The organism is uncultured Thermus sp., from assembly GCF_938010445.1.
Taxonomy (GTDB): domain Bacteria; phylum Deinococcota; class Deinococci; order Deinococcales; family Thermaceae; genus Thermus; species Thermus altitudinis.
On the sequence record NZ_CALLUR010000064.1, the window covers coordinates 1 to 24569 of the forward strand.

A 24569-nucleotide genomic window follows, 5' to 3' on the forward strand; every position below is an offset into this window, starting at 1 on the left:
AGGGGTGCGGGAAACCCCCAGCTCCTGGGCCAGAAGGGGCTCGGAAAGCCTTTCCCCCGGGGCGAAGCGCCCGGAGAGGAGAAGGTCTTTCAGGTGCCGGTACACCGCCTCCCGCACCTGGTTGGGCCGGCGGAAGCCTAATGTCTGCATCCTGTATACAGGATGCCACGCTGGAAGGGGATCGTCAAGCCAGCCCCTCCACCCCCGCTCCCCGGCAAGGGCCCAGAGGCCCTTACCGGGCCTTGGCGGATAGCCCCGGCCAGGAAACCCCTCTTTGGCCTCCACCCACCCGCAGGCCTGGCCCTGTGGAGGGCAGGGGAGGAACCCGCTGCCAACCCGGGCACGGCTTGCCAAAGGTCCACCCTGGGGGTTAGATAAGGCCATGAGCCTATCCTTGCGCGCCCGCGTGGAAAGCGAACTGCAAAGGTTAAAGCGGGAAGGCCTCTACATCCGCCCCCAGGTCCTCGAGGCCCCCCAGGAGCCCGTCACCCGGGTGGAGGGGCGGGAGGTGGTGAACCTGGCCTCCAACAACTACCTGGGCTTCGCCAACCACCCTTACCTGAAGGAGAAGGCCCGCCAGTACCTGGAAAGGTGGGGGGCGGGAAGCGGGGCGGTGCGCACCATCGCCGGCACCTTCACCTACCACCTGGAGCTGGAGGAGGCCCTGGCCCGCTTCAAGGGCACGGAAAGCGCCTTGGTCCTGCAGTCAGGCTTTACCGCCAACCAGGGGGTGCTGGGGGCCTTGTTGCAGGAAGGGGACCTGGTCTTCTCCGACGAGCTGAACCACGCCAGCATCATTGATGGCCTCCGCCTCACCAAGGCCACCCGCCTGGTTTACCGCCATGGGGATGTGGCCCACCTGGAGGAACTGCTGCAGGCCCACGACACCGAAGGCCTCAAGCTGATCGTCACCGACGGGGTCTTCTCCATGGACGGGGACATCGCCCCCCTGGACCGCATCGTGCCCTTGGCCAAGAGGTACGGGGCCGTGGTGTACGTGGACGACGCCCACGGAAGCGGCGTCTTGGGGGAGATGGGCAAGGGGACGGTGCACCACTTCGGCTTCCACCAGGACCCCGACGTGATCCAGGTGGCCACCCTTTCCAAGGCCTGGGCGGTGGTGGGGGGGTACGCCGCCGGAGCCTTGGAGCTCAAGGACCTCCTCATCAACAAGGCCCGGCCCTTCCTCTTCTCCACCAGCCACCCCCCGGCGGTGGTGGGGGCCCTTTTGGGGGCCTTGGAGCTCATCCAGAAGGAACCGGAACGGGTGGAGAGGCTTTGGGCAAACACCCGCTACTTCAAGGCGGAACTGGCCCGCTTAGGCTACGACACCCTGGGGAGCCAAACCCCCATCACCCCCGTGCTCCTTGGGGAAGCCCCCTTGGCCTTTGCGGCGAGCCGCCTCCTTTTGGAAGAGGGGGTTTTCGCCGTGGGCATCGGCTTCCCCACCGTGCCCCGGGGAAAGGCCCGCATCCGCAACATCGTCACCGCCGCCCACACCCAGGAGATGCTGGACCGGGCCCTCGAGGCCTACGCCAAGGTGGGCCGGAAGCTGGGGGTCATCCGCTAACCCCCGCCTTGGGGGCCCTGGCCATGCCGGTAAGCCGCACCCTGGGCCGGGTCCTCACCCCTCCCCCTCTGGTGGCCTTCATGGTGGCCCTGGCGGAGGCCCCCAAGGGGGGAAGGGTCCTGGAGCCTGCCGCCGCCCACGCCCCCTTCCTCCGGGCCTTCCGGGAAGCCCAGGGCACCGGTTACCGCTTCCATGCGGTGGAGGTGGACCCCCTGGCCTTTGACCCGCCCCCCTGGGCCGAAGGCCAGGTGGCGGACTTCCTCCTTTGGGAACCGGACGGAACCTTTGACCTTATCCTGGGGAACCCCCCTTACGGGGCCTTGGGGGCCGGGGCCAGGCTCCCCCCGGAAAGGCGCGGGCTTTACCGCCAGCGCTTTACCACCTGGCACGGGCGCTACAACCTCTACGGGGCCTTCTTGGAGAAAGGGGTGAGGCTCCTCGCTCCTGGGGGGCTTCTCGTCTACGTGGTCCCCGCCTCGTGGATGGTGCTGGGGGAGTTCAGGAAGCTCCGGGCCTTCCTGGCCCGGGAAGGGGGGGTGGAGGTCTACTACCTGGGCCGCCCCTTCCCGGAGGTCAAGGTGGTGGCCACGGTGATCCGTTTCCGCAAGGGGGAAAGGGGGCTAAGGCTTTACGATGCGGAAGGCCCCCTTTTCCCTAGCCCCGCCCTCCTCCTCGAGGACCCCTCTTGGCAAGGGGAGCCCATCCGCTTCCCCGACCCCACGGCCCTGGCCATGGAGCGGGAAGGGGTGGCCTTGGGGGAGGTCTTCGGGATCCACTTTGCCGCCCGTAGCCCCGAGATCAAGGCCCATCCCCTGACCCGGACCGCCCCGGGCCCCGGCCTGGTGCCGGTGCTCACCGGGAGAAACCTGAAGGCGGGCTGGATTGACTACGAAACCCCCCATTCCGGCCTCTACTTCCCCAAGGAGGCCGCCCACCTCCTTAAGCCCTTCTACGCCACGGGCCACCTGGTGGTGGCCCACACCCGCCACTACCGGGTGGTGGCCGCCTGGGATGGGAGGGCCTACCCCTGGCGGGAGGAGTTCCACCTCCTGCCCAAGGAGGGGGTAAGGGTGGACCCGGCGGCCTTGGTGGCCCACCTGAATAGCCCCCAGGTGCAGGCCTACTACCGGGGGCTTTACCGGGAGGCGGTGCCCCACCTCACCCGGGGGATGCTGGAAAGGCTGCCGGTACCCAGGGATTTGCTCCTGGACCGGCTGCCCTTGGCTACCGCCCGGTGAAGTAGGCGCGAAGGGCCAGCCCCACGGCAAAGAGGAGGCCCAAAGCCACGAACCACTCGGGGCGCTCAGGGGGGTCTTTCAGGCCCCGGTAGAACCAGCCCCCCGGCTCGAGGCCCCCCAGATAGTGCAAGCCGGCAGCCAGCAGAAGCCCGTAAAGGAGATGCAGGCCGTCCTTGGGTCTCAGGCCCGCCCCCAGGAGAGCCATCCCCAGGACCACCTGGAGGATGGCCACCCAAGCGGCACCCCTTAGAACCCGGTAAAAGGGTGCCGGCAGGGGGCGGAAAAAACCCCGGATCCCCACCAGGGCTAAGCCCAGCACCGCCACCAGCAGGACCAAGGCCAAAAGGGAGTGCAGGAAAACCAGGACTGGCACCGCGGGCATCATACGGGCTGGTGCGGGTCCGGGGCAAGGCCAATAATCGGTAATGGAAACAGGAAGCTGGGAAGGAGCGCATCCCGCCTAGGCCCATCCTTAAGGCAAAACTCCCGGGCCACGTCCTGTGGTATACTAAGGGGGTGAGCTACGACGCTTCCGCCATTAAGGTTCTCAAAGGCCTCGAGGGGGTGCGCCACCGCCCCGCCATGTACATCGGGGGCACGGGGGTGGAGGGGTACCACCACCTCTTCAAGGAGATTCTGGATAATGCGGTGGACGAGGCCCTGGCGGGTTACGCCACCGAGATCGTCACCACCCTAAACCCCGATGGCTCCCTCACCGTGGAGGACAACGGCCGGGGCATTCCCGTGGACGTGATGCCGGAAGAGGGCCGGCCCGCGGTGGAGGTGGCCTACACCGTCTTGCATGCGGGCGGCAAGTTTGAAAGCGGGGCCTACAAGGTGGCCGGGGGCCTGCACGGGGTGGGGGCCAGCGTGGTCAACGCCCTTTCCGAATGGACAGTGGTGGAGGTCTTCCGCGATGGGAAACACCACCGCATCGCCTTCAGCCGGGGGGAGGTCACCGAGCCCCTCACCGTGGTGGGTCCGGCCCCTAAGGGCAAAAGGGGCACCCGGGTCACCTTCAAGCCCGACCCCCTGATCTTCGGCAACCTGGCCTTTGATCCCAGCAAGATCCGGGCCCGCCTGCGGGAGGTAAGCTACCTGGTGGCGGGGCTCAAACTGGTCTTTAGGGACCTGATCCATGGGCGGGAGGACGTCTATTTGGACAAAGGCGGCGTGGCCTCCTTTGCCAAGGCCCTGGCAGCGGAGGAGGAGCTTCTTTACGAGAAGCCCTTCCTCTTCCGGGGGCAGGAAGGGGATGTGGAGGTGGAGGTGGGCCTCATCCACACCAAGGGCTACACCGCCGAGATCCTCACCTACGCCAACATGATCCCCACCCGGGATGGGGGCACCCACCTCACCGCCTTCAAGTCCGCCTACAGCCGGGCCCTGAACCAGTACGCCAAGAAGGCGGGGCTCAACAAGGAAAAGGGTCCCCAGCCCACGGGGGATGACCTCTTGGAAGGGCTTTACGCCGTGGTGAGCGTGAAGCTTCCCCAGCCCCAGTTTGAGGGGCAGACCAAGGGGAAGCTCCTAAACCCCGAGGCGGGGAGCGCCGTGGCCCAGGTGGTCTACGAGAAGTTCCTGGAGGCCCTCGAGGAGAACCCCCGCATCGCCAAGACCGTCTACGAGAAGGCCCTGCGGGCCGCCCAGGCCCGGGAAGCCGCCCGGAAGGCCCGGGAGCTGGTGCGCAGGCAAAACCCCCTGGAGTCCGACGACCTCCCCGGGAAGCTGGCCGACTGCCAGACGGAAAACCCCGAGGAAGCCGAGCTTTTCATCGTGGAGGGGGACTCGGCCGGGGGGAGCGCCAAGCAGGGCCGCGACCGGCGCTTCCAGGCCATTTTGCCCCTTAGGGGCAAGATCCTCAACGTGGAGAAGGCCGGGCTTTCCAAGGCCCTGAAGAACGCCGAGGTGCGGGCCATGGTGGCGGCCATCGGGGTGGGGATCGGGGGCACGGGGGAGGACACCCACTTTGACCTGGAGGGCCTCCGCTACCACAAGATCATCATCATGACCGACGCCGACGTGGACGGCAGCCACATCCGCACCCTCCTCCTCACCTTCTTCTACCGCTACATGCGGCCCCTGATCGAAAAGGGGTATGTGTACATCGCCCAGCCTCCCCTTTACCGCCTGCAGGTGGGCAAGAAGGTGGAATACCTCTACTCCGACGAGGAGCTGGCCGCCCGCCTGAAGGAGCTGGGGGACAAAAACTACGAGGTGCAGCGCTTCAAGGGCCTGGGGGAGATGAACCCCGAGCAGCTTTGGGAGACCACCATGAACCCGGAAAAGCGGGTGCTGAAACGGGTGAGCCTCCAGGACGCCCTCGAGGCCAGCGAGCTCTTTGAAAAGCTCATGGGGCAGGAGGTGGCCCCCAGGCGGGAGTTCATTGAGGAGCACGCCCGCTACGCGGAGCTGGACATCTAACGACTCCCCTGGCGTTAGAACCCCCAGGGCATCATCCTCCCCATGCCCCACCCGCAAGACCACCCCAGGGACTGGCTAGAGGAGGCCACGGCCCTTCTCCTCCAGGAAGGTCGGCTTCTGCTAAAGGCCTATCCCGGGGCTGGGAAGAGCACCCTCTTCCCCCTCCGGCTCCTAAAGGCCTTGCCGGGCAGGATCCTCCTCTTTGAACCCCGGCGGGTGGCGGCCCGGGCCGTGGCCGCCAGGCTGGCGGAAAACCTGGGAGAGCCTCTGGGCAAAACCGTGGGCTACCGGGTGCGGTTGGAGGGGAGGGAAAGCCGGGAAACCCGCCTTCTGGTGATGACGGAGGGCCTTCTCCTCCGCTATCTCCTGGAAAGCCCCCACCTTCCGGGGGTTTCGGCGGTACTCCTGGACGAGGTCCACGAGCGCCATCTGGAGGGCGACCTGGCCCTGGCCCTCCTCTTTCGGGTCCAGGCCACCCTCAGGCCCGAGCTCAAGATCGCCCTGCTTTCCGCCACCCCCGACGAGGCCTTGGCCGCCCTGGCCGGAAGGGTCCTCGAGGTGGAGGGAGAAAACCACCCGGTGGAGGTGGTTCACCTGGACAGGCCCTGGGAAGGTCCGCTAGAACCCCTGGCGGCCCGCTATGCCCGTAAGGCCTTTCTGGAAGGGGAAGGGGATGTGCTGGTCTTCCTTCCGGGGAAAGGGGAGATAGAGGGGACGCGAAAGCTCCTCGCGGATCTGCCTGCCTTTCCCCTCCACGGGGGATTATCCCTCCAGGAACAGACCGCCCTGCTCCGGCCGGGACCGCGGAAGATCGTCTTGGCCACGGATGTAGCGGAAACCAGCCTCACCCTTCCCCAGGTGCGGGCCGTGGTGGATTCCGGCCTGGCCCGAAGGCCCCGCTTCGATCCCAGGACCGGCCTCACCCGCCTGGCCCTGGTGCCCATCCCCGAGGAATCCGCTGCCCAACGAGCGGGGCGTGCCGGGCGCACCGGACCCGGGCGGGTTTACCGGCTGTACCCCAAAGGCCCCTTTCCCCCGAAAAGGCCGGAGATCCTCGAGGCCGACCTCTCCTTTGCCCTTCTGGTGGCCCTGGCCTTTGGGGAAAGGCTTGAGAACCTTCCCCTCCCCACCCAACCCCCCCGTGGGGCCTTGGAAAACGCCCAGGCCCTTCTGGAACTCCTGGGGGCAGTGGAAGGGGAAAGGCTAAGCCCCCTGGGCCAGCGGATGCTGGCCTACCCCACCCATCCCCGCTTGGCCCGCCTGGTTCTCGAGGGGGAAAGGCTCGGCCTCCTTCCCCTGGCCGCCGACCTTCTGGCCCTTCTGGAGGAACGGGATCCTTTGCAGGGAGAGCCTGAGCTCATGCCTCGTCTGGAAGGTCTCCTGGAAGCCCGCCAGGAAAGACGGGGAGCCTTCTTAACCCACGAACGGGTCTCCGCCCTCTGGCGAAGCCGCCTGGGCGCAAAGCCCCAGCAAACCCTGCCGGAACCGGAAGCGGTGGGCAGGCTTCTTCTGGCCGCCTACCCTGACCGGGTGGCCCAGCGGGTGGCACCGGAGCGTTACCGGCTGGCCTCGGGTCCCCTGGTGCGCCTTGTCGGGGACGGCCCCGCATACCTGGTGGCCCCTGGAGCTGACCTAACCGCCCAAGGGGGGCGGATCCTCCTCTATGCCCCTCTGGACAAGGGCCACCTGGAGGAAAGGGCCGAGGTGGTCTCCTGGAGGGGATGGGAAGAGGGTAGGTTCAAGGGCTACCTGGAGCAACGCTACCAGGCCCTGGTCCTGGAACGGATCGGCGTGGACTCCGGCCCCCCCACAGCAAAGCACCTGGAGGAAGCTCTCAGAGGCCGGCTTCCCCTCAGCGCCGAAGCCCAGCAGGTCCTCCTCCGCCTCTCCTTCCTGAGGGAGCACGGGGTGGAGGTGCCGGAGCTTTCCGAAGAAAGCCTACTTCAGGACCTCTCCTGGCTCCTTCCCTGGACCCAAGGGGTGCGGCAGGTGGAGGACCTAAAGGCCCTACCCTGGAAGGAGATCCTGCTGGGCCTGGTCTCAGAGGCCGCCGGGCCCTTGGAGCGCCTGGCGCCGGAAGTCCTCCTCCTGCCCTCGGGCAGGCGCAAGCGCCTGATCTACCGGGAAAAGGCCCCTCCCCTCCTCTCCTTGCGCATCCAGGAGGCTTTTGGGCTTCGGGAAACCCCCAGGGTTCTGGGAGGCCGGGTCCCGGTGGCGGTGGAGCTCCTTTCCCCCGCAGGCCGCCCGGTCCAGGTCACCCAGGACCTGAGGAGCTTCTGGGAAAAGCGTTACCCTCAGGTGCGCCGGGAACTCATGCGCCGCTACCCCAAGCACGCCTGGCCGGAAAACCCCTGAACACCCCCTACCCATGGCCAGGGGGCCAGGTTTATACTCGGTGTAAGCAAAGGAGGGAAGACTATGGAGCTTTTCCAGGAAGCTTGGGCGCACGCCTACTGCCAGAAGCTGAACCAAAGCGAGGCCTACCGGAAGGCCGCCGCCACCTGGGAGGGAAGCCTGGCCCTGGCGGTGCGCCCTGATCCCGCCTTGGGATTCCCCCAGGGGGTGGCCGTGGTCCTGGACCTTTGGCACGGGGCGTGCCGGGGGGTGAAGGTGGTGGAGGGGGAGGCGGAGGCCGACTTCGTCATCGAGGCCGACCTGGCCACCTGGCAGGAGGTGTTGGAGGGCCGCCTCGAGCCCCTTACCGCCCTCATGCGGGGGCTTTTGGAGCTCAAACGGGGCTCCATCGCCGCCTTAGCCCCTTACGCCCAGGCGGCCCAGGAGCTGGTCAAGGTGGCCCGGGAGGTGGCATGAAGGCTTTGGTCTACCACGGGCCCTTCCAGGTGGCGGTGGAGGAGGTACCCGAGCCCAAGCTGGAGGCGGAAACCGACGCCATCGTCCAGGTGGAGCTGGCCGCCATCTGCGGCTCGGACCTCCACATCTACCACGGCAAGATCGCCGGGGTCCTGCCGGGAACCGTCCTAGGCCACGAGTTCGTGGGGCGGATCGTGGAAAAGGGGGCCTTGGTGCCCTTTTCCCTAGGGGAAAGGGTGGTGGGGAGCTTCCAGGTGGCCTGCGGGGACTGCCCGGCCTGCCGCAAGGGGCAGTACTTCGCCTGCTTGAAGGGAGGGGTTTACGGCTTCGGCCTGGCCCTGGGCAACCTCCAGGGAGCCCAAGCGGAGCGGGTGCGGGTCCCCTTTGCCCGGCATAGCCTTTTCCCCATCGGAGACCTGCCCGCAGAGGAGGCCATCCTGGCGGGGGATATCCTCACCACCGCCTACGGGGGGGTGCGGCCCTTCCTCGCTCCGGGGATGAGTGTGGCGGTGGTGGGTTCGGGGCCTGTGGGCCTCATGGCCCAGATGGTGGCCCACGCCCTGGGGGCTGGACGGGTCTACGCCATAGACCCGGAGGACGCCCGCCTGGAAAAGGCCACGGCCCTGGGAAGCCTTCCCCTAAATCCCAAGGCGGAAGACCCCCTGGCCCGGGTGCGCAAGGAAACCCAGGGCCTAGGAGCAGACCTGGTGGTAGAGGCGGTGGGCGGGGATGGGGAGGCGCTAAAGCTGGCCCTTCGCCTTGCGGGGCCGGGGGGCATCGTATCCAGCCTAGGAGTGCCCACCGAGGAGAAGCTGGAATACCCTTGGCTTTCCGCCTTCAGCCGGGGCCTCACCCTGAAAAGCGCTCTGGCCAACATCCCTCGCTGGATTGAGGAGGTCCTGGCCCTGCAAAGGGCGGGGAGGCTTAAGGGAAGCTTTGTCTTCAGCCACCGCCTGCCCCTCGAGGAGGCCCCGGAGGGCTACCGGCTTTTCCACGAGCGCCAGGCCACCAAGGTGGCCTTGGTGCCCTAAAAGCAAAACCGCCGCCCGCAGGCGGCTTCTTCCTCTGACTTCTTCATTATACCACGGTTTACCGGTATGTAAAGGGGTATGCAGCAAAACCCGTTCCCCACGGGCTAAAAGCCTCTGGGTCCCCGCTTGGGACCGCGCCAGTGAGGGCCCCAGGAAGCCTTCCCGAAATACCTCGGAACTTTTCCATTTTTTCTGGTAAACCCTCCCCCTGGGAAACCTTCCCCACCGGAAGGCACCAAAGTGCCGTCAGAGGTGTGCCACTGGGGCCCCACCCTAGCTTGCCCCAGGGTGGGATGGTGTTGGGCAATGTAACCTTCCTCCCCCTCCCCTTGGGCAACCGGGCTACCCTCAAGGCAAAGGGGGTGAAGCCATGGCCCGGTATCTGGTGGTGGCCCATCGTACGGCCAAAAGCCCCGAACTGGCCAAAAAACTCCTGGAGATTCGGGATCAGGACCCCGAGGCCCGCTTTGTCCTACTGGTTCCCGCCGTACCCCCTGGGGGCTGGGTTTACGAGGAAAAGGAAATCCAGGAGCGGGCAAGCAAGGAGGCCGAGGCCGCAAAAGCCGCCCTCGAGGCCCAAGGTATCCCAGTGGAAGAGGCCAAGCCTGGGGACGTTTCCCCCCTCTTCCATGGAGGAGGAGCCCATGGCCCACCCCGGGGCCTACCAGGCCATCGTCCTGGCCACCCTTCCTCCCGGGCTTTCCCGCTGGCTCCGCCTGGACGTCCACACCCAGGCCGAGCGGTTTGGCCTGCCGGTGATCCACGTGATCGCCCACTGAAGCCCAATCCCCTTCCCCACCTCCCCGGCTTGTTTCTCATCCTGGCCCCGTATACTCGGCCTCGTGCTGGGGCGGTACGTCCTGAGGGAGGTCTTGGTCCCCTACCTGGTGGGGGTGGTGCTCTTCGTGGCCCTCCTCACTTTTGACCTCCTCTCCAGCCTCTCCGGGGTTCTCCTGAGCCGAGGGGTCGGGGTGGAGGCCATCCTGAAGCTCATCCTCTACCGCCTTCCCTGGACCCTGAGCCTGGCCCTTCCCTTGGGCCTGGTCTTCGCCATCCTGGTGGGCCTGGCCCGCCTCATCCGCAGTTCGGAGCTGAAGGCGGCCTACGCCGCGGGCGTACCCCCATGGGCCCTCCTAAAACCCCTGGCGCTTTTGGCCCTTCTGGTGAGCCTTTTCAACCTCCTCAACCTGGCGGAGCTCCGCCCTAGGGCCCTCGAGGCCTACGACCGGCACCTGGCCCACCTCCTATACGGGGAAGGGGCCTATAGCGGGGTGCTCCGCCAGCAACTCTATGCCCCCCCGGGCCTCGGGGTCTACTACGCCGAGGAGGTGCGGCCCGAGGTGGGGCAGAACCGGCTTTTTGGCCTCCGGGTGGTGGACGAAAGGGGCCGGGTGTACAGCGCCCCAGAAGGGGTCTGGGACCGGGAGGGGTGGCAGTTTCGGGGCTACGTGTGGGACGGGGAAAGGCCCAAGCCCTTCGCCGGCCTCCTTCCCTTCCCCGTGGAGTTTCGCCCCAAGGAAAGCCTGGGCTCCCGTGACCCCTACGACTCCACTACCCTCAGGGAGCTTTGGCAGAGAAGCCAGGTGGAGCCCTCGGCCCGCTTCGCCTTCCACCGCCGTCTGGCAGACGCCTTGGGGGGCTTCTTCCTGGGCCTGGTGGCCGCCGCCTTGGGCCTCGCCTTCCGGGAGGCCGCCTGGGCTTTCCTTAGCATCGTCCTCCTCATCTTCGGCTACTACGTGCTTTGGACCCTAAGCGCCCAACTGGCCCGCTATGACGTAAACCCCCTGTTCGCCTACCTCCCCAACGGGCTCTATGCCCTTTTGGGGCTCTACCTGGTCTGGAGGTTACGGTGACCACCCTGGACCGCTACCTGCTGCGGGAAGCCTTGGGCCACTACTTCCTAGGGCTTGGGGCCATCGTGCTGCTCTTCCTGGCAGGTGCGGTCTACGAGGTCCTGGCCCCCCTGGTGGCCAAGGGGGCGGACCCCTACACCCTTCTCCTCTATCTCCTCTACCGCACCCCCGAGGCCTTGGTGCGGGGAAGCCCGGTGGCCTACCTCTTCGCACTGCTTCTCCTCCTCTCCCGCATGGCCGAGGACTCGGAGCTCAAGGCCCTTCTCGCCCTGGGCATCCGGCGGGAACGGGTACTCCTGCCCCTCTTGGCCCTGGGAGGGGTATTGGCCCTTTTGGGCTTCGCCTTAGGGGAAAGCCTGGTGCCAAGAAGCCTGGCGGCGGGGCAGGACCTCTTGAGGCGGCAGGTGTTGGAACGCCCCCGCACCCTCCTCACCCCCGGGGCCAGCTTCCAGGACGCCAAGGGCCGGGTGGTCTACGTGGGGGAGGTGAGCGGGGATAGAATCGGGAAGCTACGGATTCTTTCCCGGGAGGAGGTGGTCTTGGCGGAGGAGGGAAGGTTCGGAGGAGGGGTCCTACGGGTGGAAAGAGGCCTGAGGATCACCTATGAGGGGGACCGGCCAAGAACCGTAACCCGCTTCCAAAGGGGCGAGCTGGTCCTTAAGGACCTCACCTTTGAGCCCTGGCAGAACCCCGCCAACCGCATGACCCTAAGGGAGCTAAGGCAGGAGGTGGAAAGGCTCAGGCAGGCGGGGGTGAAGGCGGGCCTCGAGGCCACCACCTACCATCGCCGCTTTGCCGAACCCGCCGCCAGCCTCATCTTTGCCCTTTTCGCGGTGGGGCTGGCCTTTTACCTCTTGGGCGGGTCCCGGAGCCTGGGGCTTGTGGGGGTGGCGGTCCTCACCTTCTTCTACTACGCCACCTGGAGCGTGGGGCGGATCATGGGGGAGCAAAACGCCCTAAACCCCCTTCTGGCCGCCTGGGGGCCCAACCTGGTCTACGGGCTTCTGGGCCTCCTTCTCTTCCTAGGAGGGCGGAGGTGAAGGCCCTTGCCCTGGCCGTGGTCCTCCTTTGCCTTTGGCATCCCGCCTGGGCCCAGGAAAAGGTGCTGAAGGTCCTGGAAGCGGAGAAGCTAGAGCTTAGGCAGGAAGGAGACGAAGAGGTCTACGTGCTCACGGGCAGTCCCGTGCGCCTGGAACGGGATGGGGAGGCCATTGAGGCGGGAAGGGTGATCTATTTCCGCACCCGAAAGCTCCTTCTCCTCTCGGAGGGGGTTCGCTACCGGGACCGGGAGGGGAGGCTTTTGCAGGCGGAAGAGCTGCAGCTTTCCCTTTCCGACGAAAGCTTTGACGCCCTGGAGATGCGCATAGAGGCCAAGGACCTGTTCCTCACCGGGCCCCTTTGCCAGCGGGTGGCGGGGGCCATCCTCCTGGAAAGGGGCTACGCCTCCCCCTGTGTCCCCTGCGGCCAGGAGGTGCCCGACTACGCCTTCCGCGCCCAGGAGATCGTCTTATATCCCGGGGATCGGGTGGTGGCCCGGGGGGTGGTGCTTTTGGTCCAGGAAGGGCCCGTTTTAGAGCTTCCGGTCCTCCTCCTTTTCCTATCGGAGCGCCAACCCCGGTTTGAGGTGGGCCAGGACGACGGGGGGTTTTACCTGAAGGCCGCCTTGCCCTACGTGGCCCAGTTCGGCCTGGGGTTCACCCTTCTTTCCTACTACCAAGGCCGGGGGTATGGCTTTGGCTTTGACCACTTTGGCACCGGGGAGGCCAAGGAGCGCTACTTCTTCCTCCATACCCCCCCGGACACCTTCCAGTACCGGGGGGAGTACGCCCTAAAGCGGCGGGACTTCTCCCTTAGCGCCCTCCTGGAACGGGACGACACCCGGGACAGGCTTACCCGCTTCCGCCTGGAGGCCCTTTGGCCCGGCACCCCCTCCCCCCAGGACTGGCGCTACACCCTTCGGGCCGAGGGCTTCCTGGACCACGACCCCACCACCCCACCCCCCAGAACCCTCCAGCGCCTGCCCGAGGTGGAGGCCCAAAGCCCCGTCCTCCGGGAAGGCCCCTTCAGCGTGCAGGGGGGGCTGGTGCTGGGCCGCTATCTGGCGGAGACCAACCCCCTAAACCGCTCCGCCCGGGCCCTTGGGCCCTATGCCGAAGCAGGAAGGGCCCTCCTTTCCCATAGCGAAAGCCTTTCCCTTTCCCCTTGGCCCGGGGCCACGCTTAGGGCGGAAAACCGCTTCCGGGGCTTCTATTACACCACGCAAAACCCGAACGGGGAGTACGAGCGGCAGATAGACTGGGCCACCACGGCCAGCCTCCGGCAAACCCTGGGGGGCTTCAGCCTGGAAGCAGGCTACCTCCGTAGCCTCCAGGAGGGGGAAACCCCCTTCCGCTTTGACGCCCTACCAGAGCGGCGAAGCCACCAAGCCACCTTGAGCTTGGGCCTCCAGGAAAGGCCCCTGGCCCTAAGCCTCAAAGGGGGCCGGGACCTGGAAGGAGGGAGGTACCTGCCCTTAGAGGCCCAGGCCACGCTTCAGGACCAGGGATACCAGCTGACCCTAGGGCACAAGCGGGGCCTCGAGGGGGAAGGGCCCTTGGAAACCCGCCTCGAGGGGAGCCTCACCCCCTACCCCTTCTCCCTCAAGGCCAGCCTCCGCTTTGACCACGCAAAGGCCCTCTTTGACCCCCTCCTCTTGCAGGGGGCCTACGCCCTCCCCGGGGGAAGCCTGAACCTGAGCCACCGCCATGGCCTTAACGGGGAAGGCCCCCTCACCACCGATCTCAGCCTCGCCCTAAGGGAGGGGGCCAGCGCCTACACCCTAAGGGCCTTAAGGGACTGGCAGAAGGATACCCTAAGCCTCCAAGGGCAGGCCATCTTGGGCCCGGAAAGCCTCTCCCTGCAAACCACGTGGGACCCCACCGCCTTGGCCTACACCCTGGCCTACCGCGGGGGAAGCCTCCCTGGGCCCCTTTTGGACCTGGCCCTTTCTGGCCGGTACCAGGAGGGCTTTAGGGCCACGAACCTGCGCTTTGGCCTTACCCAGGCCCAGCCGGAGGTATCCTTCCGCCTAGGCGCCAACCTCCACCTCCCCGAGGTGGAGGACCGGGAGATCTACCTCAAGGATGCCACCTTTAGCGGGGGGATGGAGCTTTGGCCACCGGTGCCGGCGGATGAAGCGGGGGAAGGGGCCATCCCCGGGCTTTCCCTCTCGGGAAACCTCACCTACCTGCGCCAGCCGCAAAGGCCCGAGGGCTATGGCCTCGCCTTGCGCAACTTCGGGCCCACCTTCACCTTCCTAGGCCGGGAGAAGACCAAGCTCCACCTCTCCGCCCTCCTCACGCAAAACCTTCCCGGGGAGCCCTTAAAGCCCCGGTTTGTCCTGGTGCTGGACCGGTGTTGCTGGGCCCTACGCTTCACCCTGGATGCCGCCAAGGGCAGCGTGGGCCTGGCCTTCCTCTACGGAGGGCAGGCGGCGGGGCTTCTCCTTTCCCAGGAGGGCGTAAAGCTGGGAGGTGGTCGGTGAAGCGGTCCTGGTTCTTGCTTCTAGCTTTGGCCCACCTGGTCTTACTTAGTGCCTGCACGGGAAGCCAAGAACCCCCCCTGCCGGCCCTGGTGGCCATGGGGGGAGGGGGGGAGGTGCGCTTCTACCGGGCCAAAGACCTCCAGGGGGGCACGGCTAGCCCCGTGACCACCTGGAACACCCCAGGACTCCAAGACCTGGCCTACTCCCATGGCTTCGGAAGGCTTTACCTTCTCCTAGGGGACCGCCTCGAGGCCTACCCCACCCAGGGCTTCGGGGGGGATGCCGCACCCCAGCCTTCCCCCACCACCGCCAGCCTCCCTGGTGGCGTGGACTGCACGGGAGGCTACCTCCAGCTGGGGCAGAACCGGCTTCTGGCCCATTGTCCAAGGGCCTCCCGGGCCTTCCTCTGGAACCTGGACGGCTCGGGCAACCTGGAGGAAGCGGACCTCACCGGCCTTCCCCCGGAGGTGCTTCTGGCCCTTTTCCCCCAAGGGGGGGAGGAACTTCTGGCCTACATGACCCGGCAGGCCCTGGGCTACCGTCCCCCAAAGAACCCTTCGGGTACTCCCAGCCTGGAAAAGCCCCTGGACCCCCAGGCGAGCCAAGGCCCCTACGGCCTAAAGCTGGACCGCCTCCAGGGGCGCCTCCTAGGCCTTGCCGCCACCGTGTCCGAGGTGCGGCTATACACCCTGGAGGGGGATACCCTTGCAAGCCGCAAGGTCCTGGGCGATTTTCCCCAGGAAAGCCGCCTGGCCCTAGACCCCGTGGGGGGAACGGTGGTCTTTGGCCAGGGGTTCCAGGTGCTCTTCCCCCGGGAATCCCCCGTACAGGAGCCTTTCCGCACCTACACCGCCGGGCTCGTGGGCCAGGATGGTTACCTTTACCTGGTAAGGGGGCAGGGCCTCGAGGTCTACGACCTGGTGCCCTCCCCTCCCGTTTTCCTACGTAGCCAGCAGCTGAACTTTGGTCCCACTTCCCTGGCCTTCATCCCGGTAGAATGAGGCATGCTCCAGGGTAAGGCCTTTTTGGTCACGGGGGCCGGGGGCGCCTTGGCCCGGGCGGTGATCCCCGCCCTGCACCAGGCAGGGGCTAGGCTCTTCCTCTCCGACCCCCGGGGGGAAAGGATGGCGGAACGGGCCAAGGAGTACGGCGCCCAAACCTTTGTGGCCGACCTCACCCGGCTGGAGGAGGCCCTAGCCCTAGCCCGTTTTGTGGAAGGGCAAGCCCCCCTTTTCGGGGTGGTGCACACCGTGGGCGGGTTCGCCGCCGGGCGCTTCTTGGACTCGGACCCCGGCCTCTATGACTGGCTTTTGGACCTGAACCTGCGCACCACCTCCAACCTCCTAAGGGCCACCCTGCCCTACATGGAAGCCCGCCGGGAAGGGTTTTTCGCCGCCGTGGCCGCGGGAACCGCCTGGACGGGAGCAGGGCCCCACCGGGCCCTCTACACCATGGCCAAGACCGCCCTGGCCAGCCTCCTCCGCTCCTTGCAAGGGGAGGTGGAAGGGGTGCGCTTCCTCCTCCTCTACCCCATGGGCACCCTGGACACCGAGGCCAACCGCAAGGCCATGCCCGAGGCCGACCCTAGCCGTTGGATCGCCCCCGAACTCCTGGCCGAGGCCATCCTCCTGGCCGCCACCGCTAGGGGGGGAAGGCTTTTGGAACTGCCCATCTACCCCCCCATCTAGCCCCCAGGTAGGCCCCCAGGAAGTCCGCCAAAAGGTCCAGGCCAAAGGCCTCCCGGCCAGGGACATGGCTTTGGTGCCACTCGTCCACCACCCCGTACATAGCCGCCAGGAAAAGGGCGGAGCGGGAATCCCCCAGGGCTACCCCCAGGAGAAAACCTAGAAGGCCATAGGCCAGGAAATGGGCCCCCTTATCCCAGGGGTGCGGCAGGCCCATCCCGGTAGCAGGCTGGTCGGAAAGCCACCAGAGTAGGCCCATCTCCCCCAGGGCCAAAAGGGCGGCCAGAAGGCGCCAGGGGCTAGGCACCCTCTTCCTCCACCAGCTCCCAAAGCACCCCTAGGCCAAAGCTAGGGTGGAGAAAGGCCACCCGGTGGCCCCCGAAGCCAGGCCGGGGCACCGGGTCTAGGAGCCTGGCCCCTTCCCCCTCAAGCCGAGCCAGCTCCTCCTCTATCCGGGGGGTGGCAAAGGCCAGGTGGTGGAGCCCCGGGCCCCGCTTGGCCAAAAAGCGCCCCACCGGGGTTTCGGGCCCCATGGGGGCCAAAAGCTCCACCAGGGCCTCCCCTTGGCCCTTCAGCATGGCCACCTGGACTCCCTGGGAGGCCACCTCCCCTTCCGCCACCACGCCAAAGCCCAAAAGCCCATAGCGGGCCTTGGCCTCCTCTAAGTCCTCCACGGCAATGCCCACGTGGTGTAGCCGCATGGGAGGATTCTACAGGTCGTACCAAGGGGGCTTACCCCGGTAAAGCTCCAGCTCCCCGAAGACCTCTTCCTTGCTGGCCTCCTCGAGGCGGATCACCTGGGGCGGGCAGCTTTCCACGCAGGCCCCACACCCCGTGCAGGCCTCCACCTTGAGCCTGAGCACGTACTCCTCCCCCTCCCGCACCCTATAGACCGCCTCCGTGGGGCAGACGTTGGTGCAGACCGGGCAGAGGGTACATCCTTCCTCCACGGCTATCTTGGGCCAGCGCACGGTGGAAGCCCGCTTGGCCGCAAGGAGGCGCAGGCGAAGCTCCGCCGGCAGGCCCTTTTCCTCAGGTTCCGCGGCCAGAGGAGGCTCGGGCACCAGATCGGCGGCGGTGCGCTTGGCGCTCCCCAAAAGGGCCTGGAACAGCTCCCTCCGGCCCACCTTCTCCCCGGGAAGCTCCCCTTGGCGGACCTCCACCTCCACGGGGTGGTAGCGCCGGGCCTCCTCGGCCATCCTCTCCAGGTGCTCGGGCACCAAGGGGCCCCCAATCCTGCAGGTGGCGCAGTCTCCCCTGGCGAGGATAAGCTGGCCAAAGCGGCTTCCCGCCTCCGCCAAAAGCCCCGGGGTCAGGCGGCCCAGGCACACCACCTCCTCCCCCTTGCCCTCAGCCTTGGAGCAACGGATCTGCCCCTTGCCCCGGATCAGGGCTTCCTGAATACCCCCCAAAGGGTACTCCAAGGCCACCCCTGGGCAGACCCCCGTGCACAGGCCACACCCCGTGCAAAGCACCTCGTCCAGCTCCACCCGGAAGCTTTCCAGCTGCACCGCGCCTTTAGGGCAGACCTGGTAGCAGCGGTCGCACCCCCCCACGCTGTTCTTGTAGAGGAGGCAGCGGGTCTCAACATACCGGGGCCTGGGATCCGTGGCCTTCAGGAAGGCATTTAAGAGGTTATCCAAAAGGCCCATCTACGCCCCTAACAGGTCCTGAATGGCCTCCAGGAACGCCTCAAACTGCCGGAAGTCCATCTGCTGCTGGTTGTCGGAAAGGGCCACCTTGGGGTTGGGGTGGACCTCCACGTGCACCCCATCCGCCCCCACCGCCAAGGCCGCCCGGGCCAGGGGGGCCAGGAGGTCCGTACGGCCAGCGGCGTGGGTCACGTCCACCACCACGGGCAGGTGGGTTTCCCGCTTGGCCAAGGCCACCGCGGAAAGGTCCAGGGTGTTACGGGTCCAGCGCTCAAAGGTGCGGATCCCCCTTTCCGCCAGGATCACCTGCTCGTTTCCTTGGCTCAGGATGTACTCGGCGGCATAGAACCATTCCTCCATGGTGGCGGCAAGCCCGCGCTTGAGGAGAACGGGCTTACGGGAGCGGCCCACCTCCTTAAGGAGGGCGAAGTTTTGCATGTTGCGGGCCCCCACCTGCAGGATGTCGGCGTATTCCGCCACCACCTCCACATCCCGGGTATCCATGACCTCGGTGACGAAGACCATGCCGAAGGCCTCCGCCGCCTTCCGCCCCAGCCTTAGCCCCTCCACCCCCAGGCCCTGGAAGCCGTAGGGGCTGGTCCGGGGCTTGAAGGCCCCACCCCTCAGGACCCTGACCCCCTTGCCGGCGAGAAAGCGGGCCGTTTCCATCATCTGCTCCTCGGACTCAATGGAGCAGGGGCCGGCGATGAGGAGGGGCTTCTCCCCAAAGACCACGGGGCCCACCCGCACCCGGGTGGGCTCGGGCTTGTGCCGGCGGGAGTAGAGGAACTTTTTCTGGTCCTCTTGCTCCTCGAGGTCCAGGCTGGCCTTGAAGATCTCCTTGAATAGCTTCCGGATGGTCTCCGCGGGGAAGGGGCCGGGGTTTTCCGCGGTGAGGTAGGCCAGCATCTCCTCTTCCCGCTTGGGGTCGTAGTGGGGTAGGCCCAGCTCGGTCTGGATGCGGCCGATCTCCTGCACCAGCCTCCCCCTTTCGGAAAGGAGGCGCAAAAGCTCCCGGTTCACCCGGTCCACCTCTTTGCGCAGGGCCAGGATGCGCTCGTCCATGGGTCATTCTATGGGCGGAACCCTAAGCGGGTGTCAAGCGGTTTCCTCCTTGGGCCTCGCCCGCTCCGCCAGCCGGGCCACCAGCACGGAGATCCAGTAGAGGACCAAAAGAGGCCCGGTGACGATGGCCAAGGACACCACGTCCACCGTGGGGGTGATGACCGCGGCCAGGGTGAGGAGGAGGACCACGGCGATCCGCCAGTTGCGGGCCAAAAAGGCCGAGGAAAGGATGCCCAGCCGGGCCAGGAGGTAGCTCACCACCGGCATCTCAAACACCAGGCCCATGACGGTCATCATCATGAGCACCTGGCCCATGTAGCGGCCAATGGAGATCTGCGGGGTGATGACATCCCCCAAAAAGCCCAGGAGGAAGGGGATGGCAAAGGGCAGGAAGCCATAGTAAGCGAAAAGGGCCCCTAAGGCGAAGCTGAACCCCGCCCCCAGCAAAAAGGGCACCGCCAGGCGTTTTTCGTGCTCGTAAAGCCCAGGGGCGATAAAGGCCCAGACCTGGTAGACGATGAAGGGCAGGGCCAGCACCAGCCCCCCGAAGGCCGCCACCTTCAAGGAGACCAGGAAGGGCTCGGTGATGTCCAAGACGATGAGGTTGACCTGGATGTTGTTCTGCTTGGCCGCCAGGTCTAGGGGCCGCTTCAGCCACTCCAAAAGCTGGACCCGAAAGGACCAGGCCACCCCCGTGCCCACCACCCAGGCCAACAAGGACCAGAGGATGCGGGTCCTGAGCTCCTCGAGGTGTTCTACCAGGGGGGCTTCCTTCAAGCCTTACGCTCCTCTTGGGGTTGGGTAACCTCCGGGGCCTTGCTGGGAGCCTCAGAAACGGGCTTGGGCTTCAGCTCCTCCCGCACGTCCACGGACTTTTCCAGCTCCTCGCGGATCTCCTGGGCCCCCCGCTTGAACTCGCGGATGCTTTGGCCCAAAGAGCGGCCCAGCTCAGGAAGCTTCTTAGGCCCAAAGATAAGAAGGGCCACCACCAGGATCACCAGGATTTCCGGCATGCCCAGGTTCATACTCCCCAGTTTACCACCTGGCCTGAAATGAGGGTGAAGCCTTCCTTATCCTTCCCCACCCAGGCCTTGGGAAAGCGGGCCCATTCCGGGTGGCACCGGGCTGGGATCAGTCCTCCTCCCGTTTGCGGCGGGCATAGCCCAATAGGTTCCGCTGCCGCTCCCGGGCGATGGCCAAGGCCTCCTCGGGCACATCCTGGGTGATCACGCTTCCCGCCCCCACCATGGCCCCATCCCCCACCCGCACCGGGGCCACCAGGACGCTATTGGATCCGATAAAGGCCCCTTTGCCGATATAGGTCCTGTGCTTGCGCTTGCCGTCGTAGTTGGCGGTGATGACCCCGGCCCCGATGTTGGTGCCCTCCCCCACCTCAGCATCCCCCAGGTAGGCCAGGTGCCCCGCCTTGACCCCGGGGTGGAGGAGGCTATTCTTCACCTCCACGAAGTTGCCCACGTGGACCCTTTCCTTAAGGACCGCCCCCGGGCGGAGCCGGGCGAAGGGCCCAGCGTCGGCCCCGCTCCCCATCACCGCCCCCTGGGCCACGGTGTGGGCCTGGACCCGGGCCCCGGGTTCCAAGAGGGTGTCTTCCAGAATGGCATAGGGCCCCACCTCCGCCCCCTCGCCGATTTTGGTCTTCCCCTTGAGCACCACCCCGGGCCACAGGGTCACGTCCGGAGCCAGTTCCACGCTGGCCTCGAGGTAGATGCTCTCGGGCAGGATCATCCGCACCCCCTTTCGCATCCACTCCCGGCGCAAGGCGGCAAGGAGCACCCCCTCCACCCGGGCCAGTTCCTCCCGGGTGTTCACCCCAAGGGCCTCCTCCGCCACCCCCTGGACCGCCACCACCTTGCGCCCATGGGCCCGATAGATGCCGATGAGGTCAGGGAGGTAGTACTCGCGGGCAGCGTTCTCGTTTTTCACTTCCTTAAGGGCCTGAAAAAGAAAGGCGTCAAAGGCATAGGCCCCGGCGTTCACCTCCCGGATGGCCTTCACCTCCGGGGTAGCGTCCTTCTCCTCCACATTGCCCAAGACCTCCTCCCCTTGGCGCAGGATGCGGCCATAGCCGGTGGGGTCAGGAAGCTCCACGGTGAGGAGGGCCATCCCCGCCCCCTCCTCTACCCTTTCCAGAAGAGCCCTGAGGGTTTCCGGGCGCAGAAGGGGGGTATCCCCTTGGGTGACCAAGATGGGCCCAGGGAATCCCCTCAAGAAGGCCTCCGCCTGCAGGAGGGCATGGGCGGTGCCCAGCTGTGCCTCTTGCACCGCCACCTCCACCGGGTAGCCTTCCAAGGCCTGCATCACCTGTTCAGCCCCATGGCCCACCACCACCACCAGCTTCTCCGGAGCTAAGGCCAAGGCCGTTTCTACCCCATAGGCCAGCATGGGCTTGCCCAAAAGGGGATGGAGCACCTTGGGCAGGCGGGACTTCATGCGGGTCCCCTGCCCGGCGGCCAGGATCACATGGGCGTGCATAGGGTCATTTTAGGCTAGGTGTGGTCCTGAACCACCTCGAGGCCCATCCTCTCCAGCTCCCGCACCAAGGCCTGCACCGCCCCCCTAACCCCATCGGTGATGAGGGGGCTTCCGAAGCGGCTTACGCCCGCGTAGATGCCCTTGGTACTCTTGCGCACCTCCAAGAGCAGGCCCTGGGTGAGGTCCTCCTCCTCCACATGGGTGAGGACATAAAAGCCCTCCTCCCCCCGGGCCACCTCCAAAAAGACCGCCACCCCGCCCGGAACGACCACGGGGGCCTTAACCAAGACCAGCTTTTCCGGAAGATTCCCCTTTAAGAGGGCGTGGGCCACCGGATACCTCCTTATGGGCGGCCAAGGCATGGGATCCTCGGCCACCTTGGTGAAGACCGCATGGAAAAAGGTGCGGCCGGCCTCCTGCCACTTGAGGGCGTACTTGGTGCGGAGATGGGCCTCAGGAGGGTCCTTCACCTCCACCCGGTAGAGCCGGGTTCGTTCCGCCTCCTCCAGGGCGAAGCGAAAATACTCCTCGTGGTCGGTGGTGAGAAGGAGGTCCCCGCCCTCCCCAAGCCGGGTGGAAAGCCTGCGGAAAAAGCCCTCCTGCAAAAGGCGCCTCTTCTGGTGGCGCTTTTTGGGCCAGGGGTCGGGGAAGTTGACGATCACCCGCCTAAGGCTTCTCGGGGGCACCAGGTTCCGTAGGGCGAAGGGGCCTTGTCCGTGGTAAAGGCGCACGTTCCCAATCCCCTCCCGCCTGAGGCGCCTATAGGCCCTAAGGACGCTGGCCGCCGAAACCTCGGCCCCCAGGATGAGCCAGTGGGGGTGGGCCTGGGCCAGCTCCGCGGTGAAACGCCCGTCGCCAAAGCCCACCTCGAGGACCAAAGGCCCCTCCTGGCCAAAGAGGTCCCCCACCTTCGGGGGCCAAGAGGGAAGTAGGGCAGGCCGCACCAACACAGAGGAGGATTATAGGGGCTTTCAAATCCCCTTCACAGGGTAGGCTTAGGATGAGCAGGGGAGGTTGATTTATGGCCTTGTTTGGAAGTTTAGATTCCTTGCCCCTGGAGGAGCTCCTCCAGCTCCTCGCCCAAAAGGAGGGTACCCTAGAGATTTGGAACCTAAAGGATATGCCCCCCACCACCATCTACCTGAAGCCCGGCCGCATACGCTCCGTTGACCAAAACGGCAAGCCCCTGGACCCCCTGATGGCCAAGGCCGTCTTGCAAGCCCTGATCCAGGCCCGGCAAGGCAGCTTTGAGTTCATCCCCGGGGCAAAACCCAAGCACCGGCACCGCCTGAACTGGTCTATAGAAAAGGTCCTTCTCAGCATCCTTACCCTCCAAGATGAGTTGGTACGGTACCGGCCCCATCTTCCCCACCCCCGGGCGGTTTTCAAGACAACCCCCTTTGCGAAGAAACACCTTTCTGAGGAAAACTTTCTCAAGAAAGCCTACCCCTATCTGCAAAAAGGAAGCTCTTCAAAAGCCTTGGCCACAGCCCTGGGAATGCCCTTAGACCTAGTGCGCTTCTACCTTTACCGCTTAGAACGCAAGGGGTTGGTAGAGCGCACAGGTCAGATGGAAAGGGGTAAGCCGGGGTTCTTCGGCTGGCTCTTCAAGGGGTAAGGGTATGAAAACGACCCTCACACTCAGCAAAAAGGCCCTCGTGGTGGATGACGAGCCCATCCAGCGCCTTCTCCTCATGCGGGCCCTCGAGCCCCTAGGGGTAGAGGTCCAGGAAGCCCGGAACGGCCGGGAAGCCCTGGATCTCCTTAAGGATGGCCTCCCCCAGGTGGTGCTCACCGACTTGCACATGCCGGTCATGGATGGCCTGGAACTCACCCGCAGGGTCAAGGCCCTTGATCCCCTTCTCCCCGTGATCCTCCTCACCGCCGATGGGGACAAGGAGGTGCGCCTAAAGGGCATTGAGGCCGGGGCCGACGACTTCCTGAACCGCCCCGTGGACCTCACGGAACTCCGGCTCAGGGTGCGGGGGCACCTGGAAAGGCGGCGGCTTCAGGAAAAGCTGGAGGACCTGGAAAGAACCCTCCTGGCCTTGGTGCGGGCAGTGGAGGCCAAGGACGCCTATACCGCCGGCCACGGGGAAAGGGTGGCCCAATACGCCCTTTGGACCGCGGAGGAGCTAGGGGCCAGGAAAGGGGAGCTGGAGGACCTGCGAATGGGGGCGCTGCTTCACGACGTGGGCAAGATCGCCATCCCCGACCATATCCTGCGGGGCGACTACACGCTCACGGAAAACGAGTGGCGCCTCATCCGCCAGCACCCGGTGAAGGGCGATGAGATCATCCAGCCCCTAAGGGCTTACCCTCGCCTAAGGCCATATGTGCGCTGGCACCATGAGAAGCTGGACGGCTCCGGCTACCCCGATGGCCTTACCGCTATCCCCCTCCTGGTCCAGGCCCTCACCGCCGCCGACATCTACGATGCCCTCACCAGCGTGCGCACCTACCGCAAGCCCTTGCGCCCCGAGGAAGCCTTAGGGGTGCTGGAGGAGGAAGCGAGAAAGGGAAGGCTCCACCGGGAGGTGGTGCGGGCCCTGAAAAGCGGCCTTATCCGCAACCGGACCCTGCGAACGGCCTAAAGGCCGTACTCCTCCCAACGGGAGTCCACCAGGGCCTGGATGCGCGGGTCCATGCGGATGCGCTCGGGCCAGGTGCGGGTGAAGCCCTCCTCGGGGAACTTGCGGGTGCCGTCCAGCACCAAAACCGGGCCCTCCACCCCCTGCATGACCCGGGCATCCCGCTCCGGGTCTATGTTGTTAAGGACGGCCCAAAGGAGCTCCTCAGGGGTCAAAAGGGTGTCGTGGTCCGCCAGGAGGAGAAGGCGGATGCCAGCGCTTTGCGGGGTGTTGAGGAGCCTTTCCGCCAAGGAGAAGGCCTGCCCGGGGCGTTCCTTGCGCAAGGCCACGCCCCAAATCCCCGGCCACTGGCGTTGGTCCTCCACCTCCAGAGGGGGTAGTTCCGCATGCGCCCAGGGTGTGAAGGGCACCTCCCCCCCCTCCTCAGGAAGCTTGCGGGTGCCGTCCAGGACCAGCTTTCCCCCAAAGGCAAAACCCCGGGAGCTATGGTCCAGGACGTCCATGGGCCCCCTTAGAAGAAGGGTATCCCGGCCAGGTAGGGCATGCTTAAGGGCCTCCTGCAGGGTCCTAAAGCCCGGCTTCACCGGCACGTCCCCGTCCACGGCCACGATCACCTTGGCGAACATCATCTGG

The 24569-nt window shown here is 66.1% G+C and carries 23 protein-coding genes and 2 pseudogenes; 14 read left to right on the forward strand and 11 right to left on the reverse strand.

Features of this window, described 5'->3' with window-relative positions:
• Window positions 1-150 (reverse strand): GntR family transcriptional regulator (locus Q0693_RS03845; protein ID WP_298629364.1); only part of this gene is annotated, 150 nt, incomplete at its 3' end.
• A gap of 232 nt (window positions 151-382) precedes the next feature.
• Between Q0693_RS03845 and Q0693_RS03850 the strand changes: the two genes are divergently transcribed.
• Window positions 383-1570 (forward strand): glycine C-acetyltransferase, encoded by a 1188-nt coding sequence (locus tag Q0693_RS03850; RefSeq protein WP_298629324.1) that lies wholly within the window; start codon window positions 383-385, stop codon window positions 1568-1570.
• Between the two features lie 23 nt (window positions 1571-1593).
• A complete protein-coding gene (locus Q0693_RS03855; protein WP_298629326.1) occupies window positions 1594-2808 on the forward strand; it encodes a TaqI-like C-terminal specificity domain-containing protein in 1215 nt (404 codons plus the stop codon).
• On the opposite strand, the gene Q0693_RS03860 is transcribed toward Q0693_RS03855, so the two are convergent.
• A complete protein-coding gene (locus Q0693_RS03860; protein ID WP_298629328.1) occupies window positions 2795-3181 on the reverse strand; it encodes a hypothetical protein in 387 nt (128 codons plus the stop codon). The two genes, Q0693_RS03855 and Q0693_RS03860, sit on opposite strands and share 14 nt — an antisense overlap.
• A gap of 143 nt (window positions 3182-3324) precedes the next feature.
• Between Q0693_RS03860 and Q0693_RS03865 the strand changes: the two genes are divergently transcribed.
• The 10 genes and pseudogenes from Q0693_RS03865 to Q0693_RS03910 all read left to right on the forward strand — a co-directional run bounded on the left by Q0693_RS03865 (window position 3325) and on the right by Q0693_RS03910 (window position 16138).
• Window positions 3325-5232: a DNA topoisomerase subunit B gene (locus Q0693_RS03865; protein ID WP_298629330.1), complete on the forward strand. Its 1908-nt coding sequence runs from the start codon at window positions 3325-3327 to the stop codon at window positions 5230-5232.
• A gap of 42 nt (window positions 5233-5274) precedes the next feature.
• Window positions 5275-7587 (forward strand): ATP-dependent helicase HrpB, encoded by a 2313-nt coding sequence (hrpB, locus tag Q0693_RS03870; protein WP_298629332.1) that lies wholly within the window; start codon window positions 5275-5277, stop codon window positions 7585-7587.
• 63 nt (window positions 7588-7650) lie between these two features.
• On the forward strand, window positions 7651-8043 hold the full coding sequence (locus Q0693_RS03875) for an SCP2 sterol-binding domain-containing protein (protein ID WP_298629334.1): 393 nt from the start codon (window positions 7651-7653) through the stop codon (window positions 8041-8043).
• Entirely contained in the window at window positions 8040-9074 is a 1035-nt protein-coding gene (locus Q0693_RS03880; protein ID WP_298629336.1) for an alcohol dehydrogenase family protein, read from the forward strand. The genes Q0693_RS03875 and Q0693_RS03880 overlap by 4 nt, the downstream gene beginning before the upstream one ends.
• A gap of 370 nt (window positions 9075-9444) precedes the next feature.
• Window positions 9445-9853, forward strand: a pseudogene (locus Q0693_RS10805) (hypothetical protein).
• A 63-nt stretch (window positions 9854-9916) separates the two neighbouring features.
• Complete coding sequence (locus tag Q0693_RS03890; RefSeq protein ID WP_298629340.1) at window positions 9917-10927, forward strand: LptF/LptG family permease; 1011 nt, start codon at window positions 9917-9919, stop codon at window positions 10925-10927.
• Window positions 10924-11967 carry an LptF/LptG family permease gene (locus Q0693_RS03895; protein WP_243030846.1) on the forward strand — a complete coding sequence of 348 codons (1044 nt, stop codon included), beginning with the start codon at window positions 10924-10926 and terminating at the stop codon, window positions 11965-11967. Before Q0693_RS03890 ends, Q0693_RS03895 begins: the two co-directional genes overlap by 4 nt.
• Entirely contained in the window at window positions 11964-14450 is a 2487-nt protein-coding gene (locus Q0693_RS03900) for an LPS-assembly protein LptD (RefSeq protein ID WP_298629342.1), read from the forward strand. Before Q0693_RS03895 ends, Q0693_RS03900 begins: the two co-directional genes overlap by 4 nt.
• Window positions 14447-15451 (forward strand): hypothetical protein, encoded by a 1005-nt coding sequence (locus tag Q0693_RS03905; protein ID WP_298629343.1) that lies wholly within the window; start codon window positions 14447-14449, stop codon window positions 15449-15451. Before Q0693_RS03900 ends, Q0693_RS03905 begins: the two co-directional genes overlap by 4 nt.
• A gap of 3 nt (window positions 15452-15454) precedes the next feature.
• Window positions 15455-16138, forward strand: a complete 684-nt coding sequence (locus Q0693_RS03910) for an SDR family oxidoreductase (protein ID WP_298629345.1) — start codon at window positions 15455-15457, stop codon at window positions 16136-16138.
• On the opposite strand, the gene Q0693_RS03915 is transcribed toward Q0693_RS03910, so the two are convergent.
• The 8 genes from Q0693_RS03915 to trmB form a co-directional block, all read right to left on the reverse strand.
• Window positions 16092-16394 carry a VanZ family protein gene (locus Q0693_RS03915; RefSeq protein ID WP_298629367.1) on the reverse strand — a complete coding sequence of 101 codons (303 nt, stop codon included), beginning with the start codon at window positions 16392-16394 and terminating at the stop codon, window positions 16092-16094. The two genes, Q0693_RS03910 and Q0693_RS03915, sit on opposite strands and share 47 nt — an antisense overlap.
• 40 nt (window positions 16395-16434) lie before the next feature.
• Window positions 16435-16836 carry a methylmalonyl-CoA epimerase gene (gene mce / locus Q0693_RS03920; protein WP_243030850.1) on the reverse strand — a complete coding sequence of 134 codons (402 nt, stop codon included), beginning with the start codon at window positions 16834-16836 and terminating at the stop codon, window positions 16435-16437.
• A 9-nt stretch (window positions 16837-16845) separates the two neighbouring features.
• A complete protein-coding gene (locus tag Q0693_RS03925) occupies window positions 16846-17787 on the reverse strand; it encodes a 4Fe-4S dicluster domain-containing protein (RefSeq protein ID WP_298629347.1) in 942 nt (313 codons plus the stop codon).
• A complete protein-coding gene (locus Q0693_RS03930; RefSeq protein WP_298629349.1) occupies window positions 17788-18852 on the reverse strand; it encodes a bifunctional 3-deoxy-7-phosphoheptulonate synthase/chorismate mutase in 1065 nt (354 codons plus the stop codon).
• Window positions 18853-18885: 33 nt separating this feature from the next.
• Complete coding sequence (gene tatC, locus Q0693_RS03935) at window positions 18886-19629, reverse strand: twin-arginine translocase subunit TatC (protein WP_298629351.1); 744 nt, start codon at window positions 19627-19629, stop codon at window positions 18886-18888.
• Window positions 19626-19877, reverse strand: coding sequence for a TatA/E family twin arginine-targeting protein translocase (locus Q0693_RS03940; protein ID WP_298629354.1), 252 nt, complete (start codon window positions 19875-19877; stop codon window positions 19626-19628). Before Q0693_RS03940 ends, tatC begins: the two co-directional genes overlap by 4 nt.
• Before the next feature lie 106 nt (window positions 19878-19983).
• On the reverse strand, window positions 19984-21345 hold the full coding sequence (gene glmU, locus Q0693_RS03945) for a bifunctional UDP-N-acetylglucosamine diphosphorylase/glucosamine-1-phosphate N-acetyltransferase GlmU (protein WP_243030855.1): 1362 nt from the start codon (window positions 21343-21345) through the stop codon (window positions 19984-19986).
• Window positions 21346-21359: 14 nt separating this feature from the next.
• On the reverse strand, window positions 21360-22295 hold the full coding sequence (gene trmB, locus Q0693_RS03950; protein WP_298629356.1) for a tRNA (guanosine(46)-N7)-methyltransferase TrmB: 936 nt from the start codon (window positions 22293-22295) through the stop codon (window positions 21360-21362).
• Between the two features lie 71 nt (window positions 22296-22366).
• Here trmB and Q0693_RS03955 point away from each other — a divergent pair, with 71 nt between their 5' ends.
• Together Q0693_RS03955 and Q0693_RS03960 are read left to right on the forward strand one after the other, a co-directional pair.
• Complete coding sequence (locus Q0693_RS03955; protein WP_298629358.1) at window positions 22367-22963, forward strand: DUF4388 domain-containing protein; 597 nt, start codon at window positions 22367-22369, stop codon at window positions 22961-22963.
• A 4-nt stretch (window positions 22964-22967) separates the two neighbouring features.
• The gene (locus Q0693_RS03960) at window positions 22968-23939 is read left to right on the forward strand and encodes an HD domain-containing phosphohydrolase (RefSeq protein ID WP_298629360.1); all 972 of its coding nucleotides are present in this window, start codon (window positions 22968-22970) and stop codon (window positions 23937-23939) included.
• Here the strand turns inward: Q0693_RS03960 and Q0693_RS03965 are convergent.
• Window positions 23936-24569, reverse strand: a pseudogene (locus Q0693_RS03965) (UbiD family decarboxylase domain-containing protein); the annotation flags it as partial. The gene Q0693_RS03960 and the pseudogene Q0693_RS03965 sit on opposite strands and share 4 nt — an antisense overlap.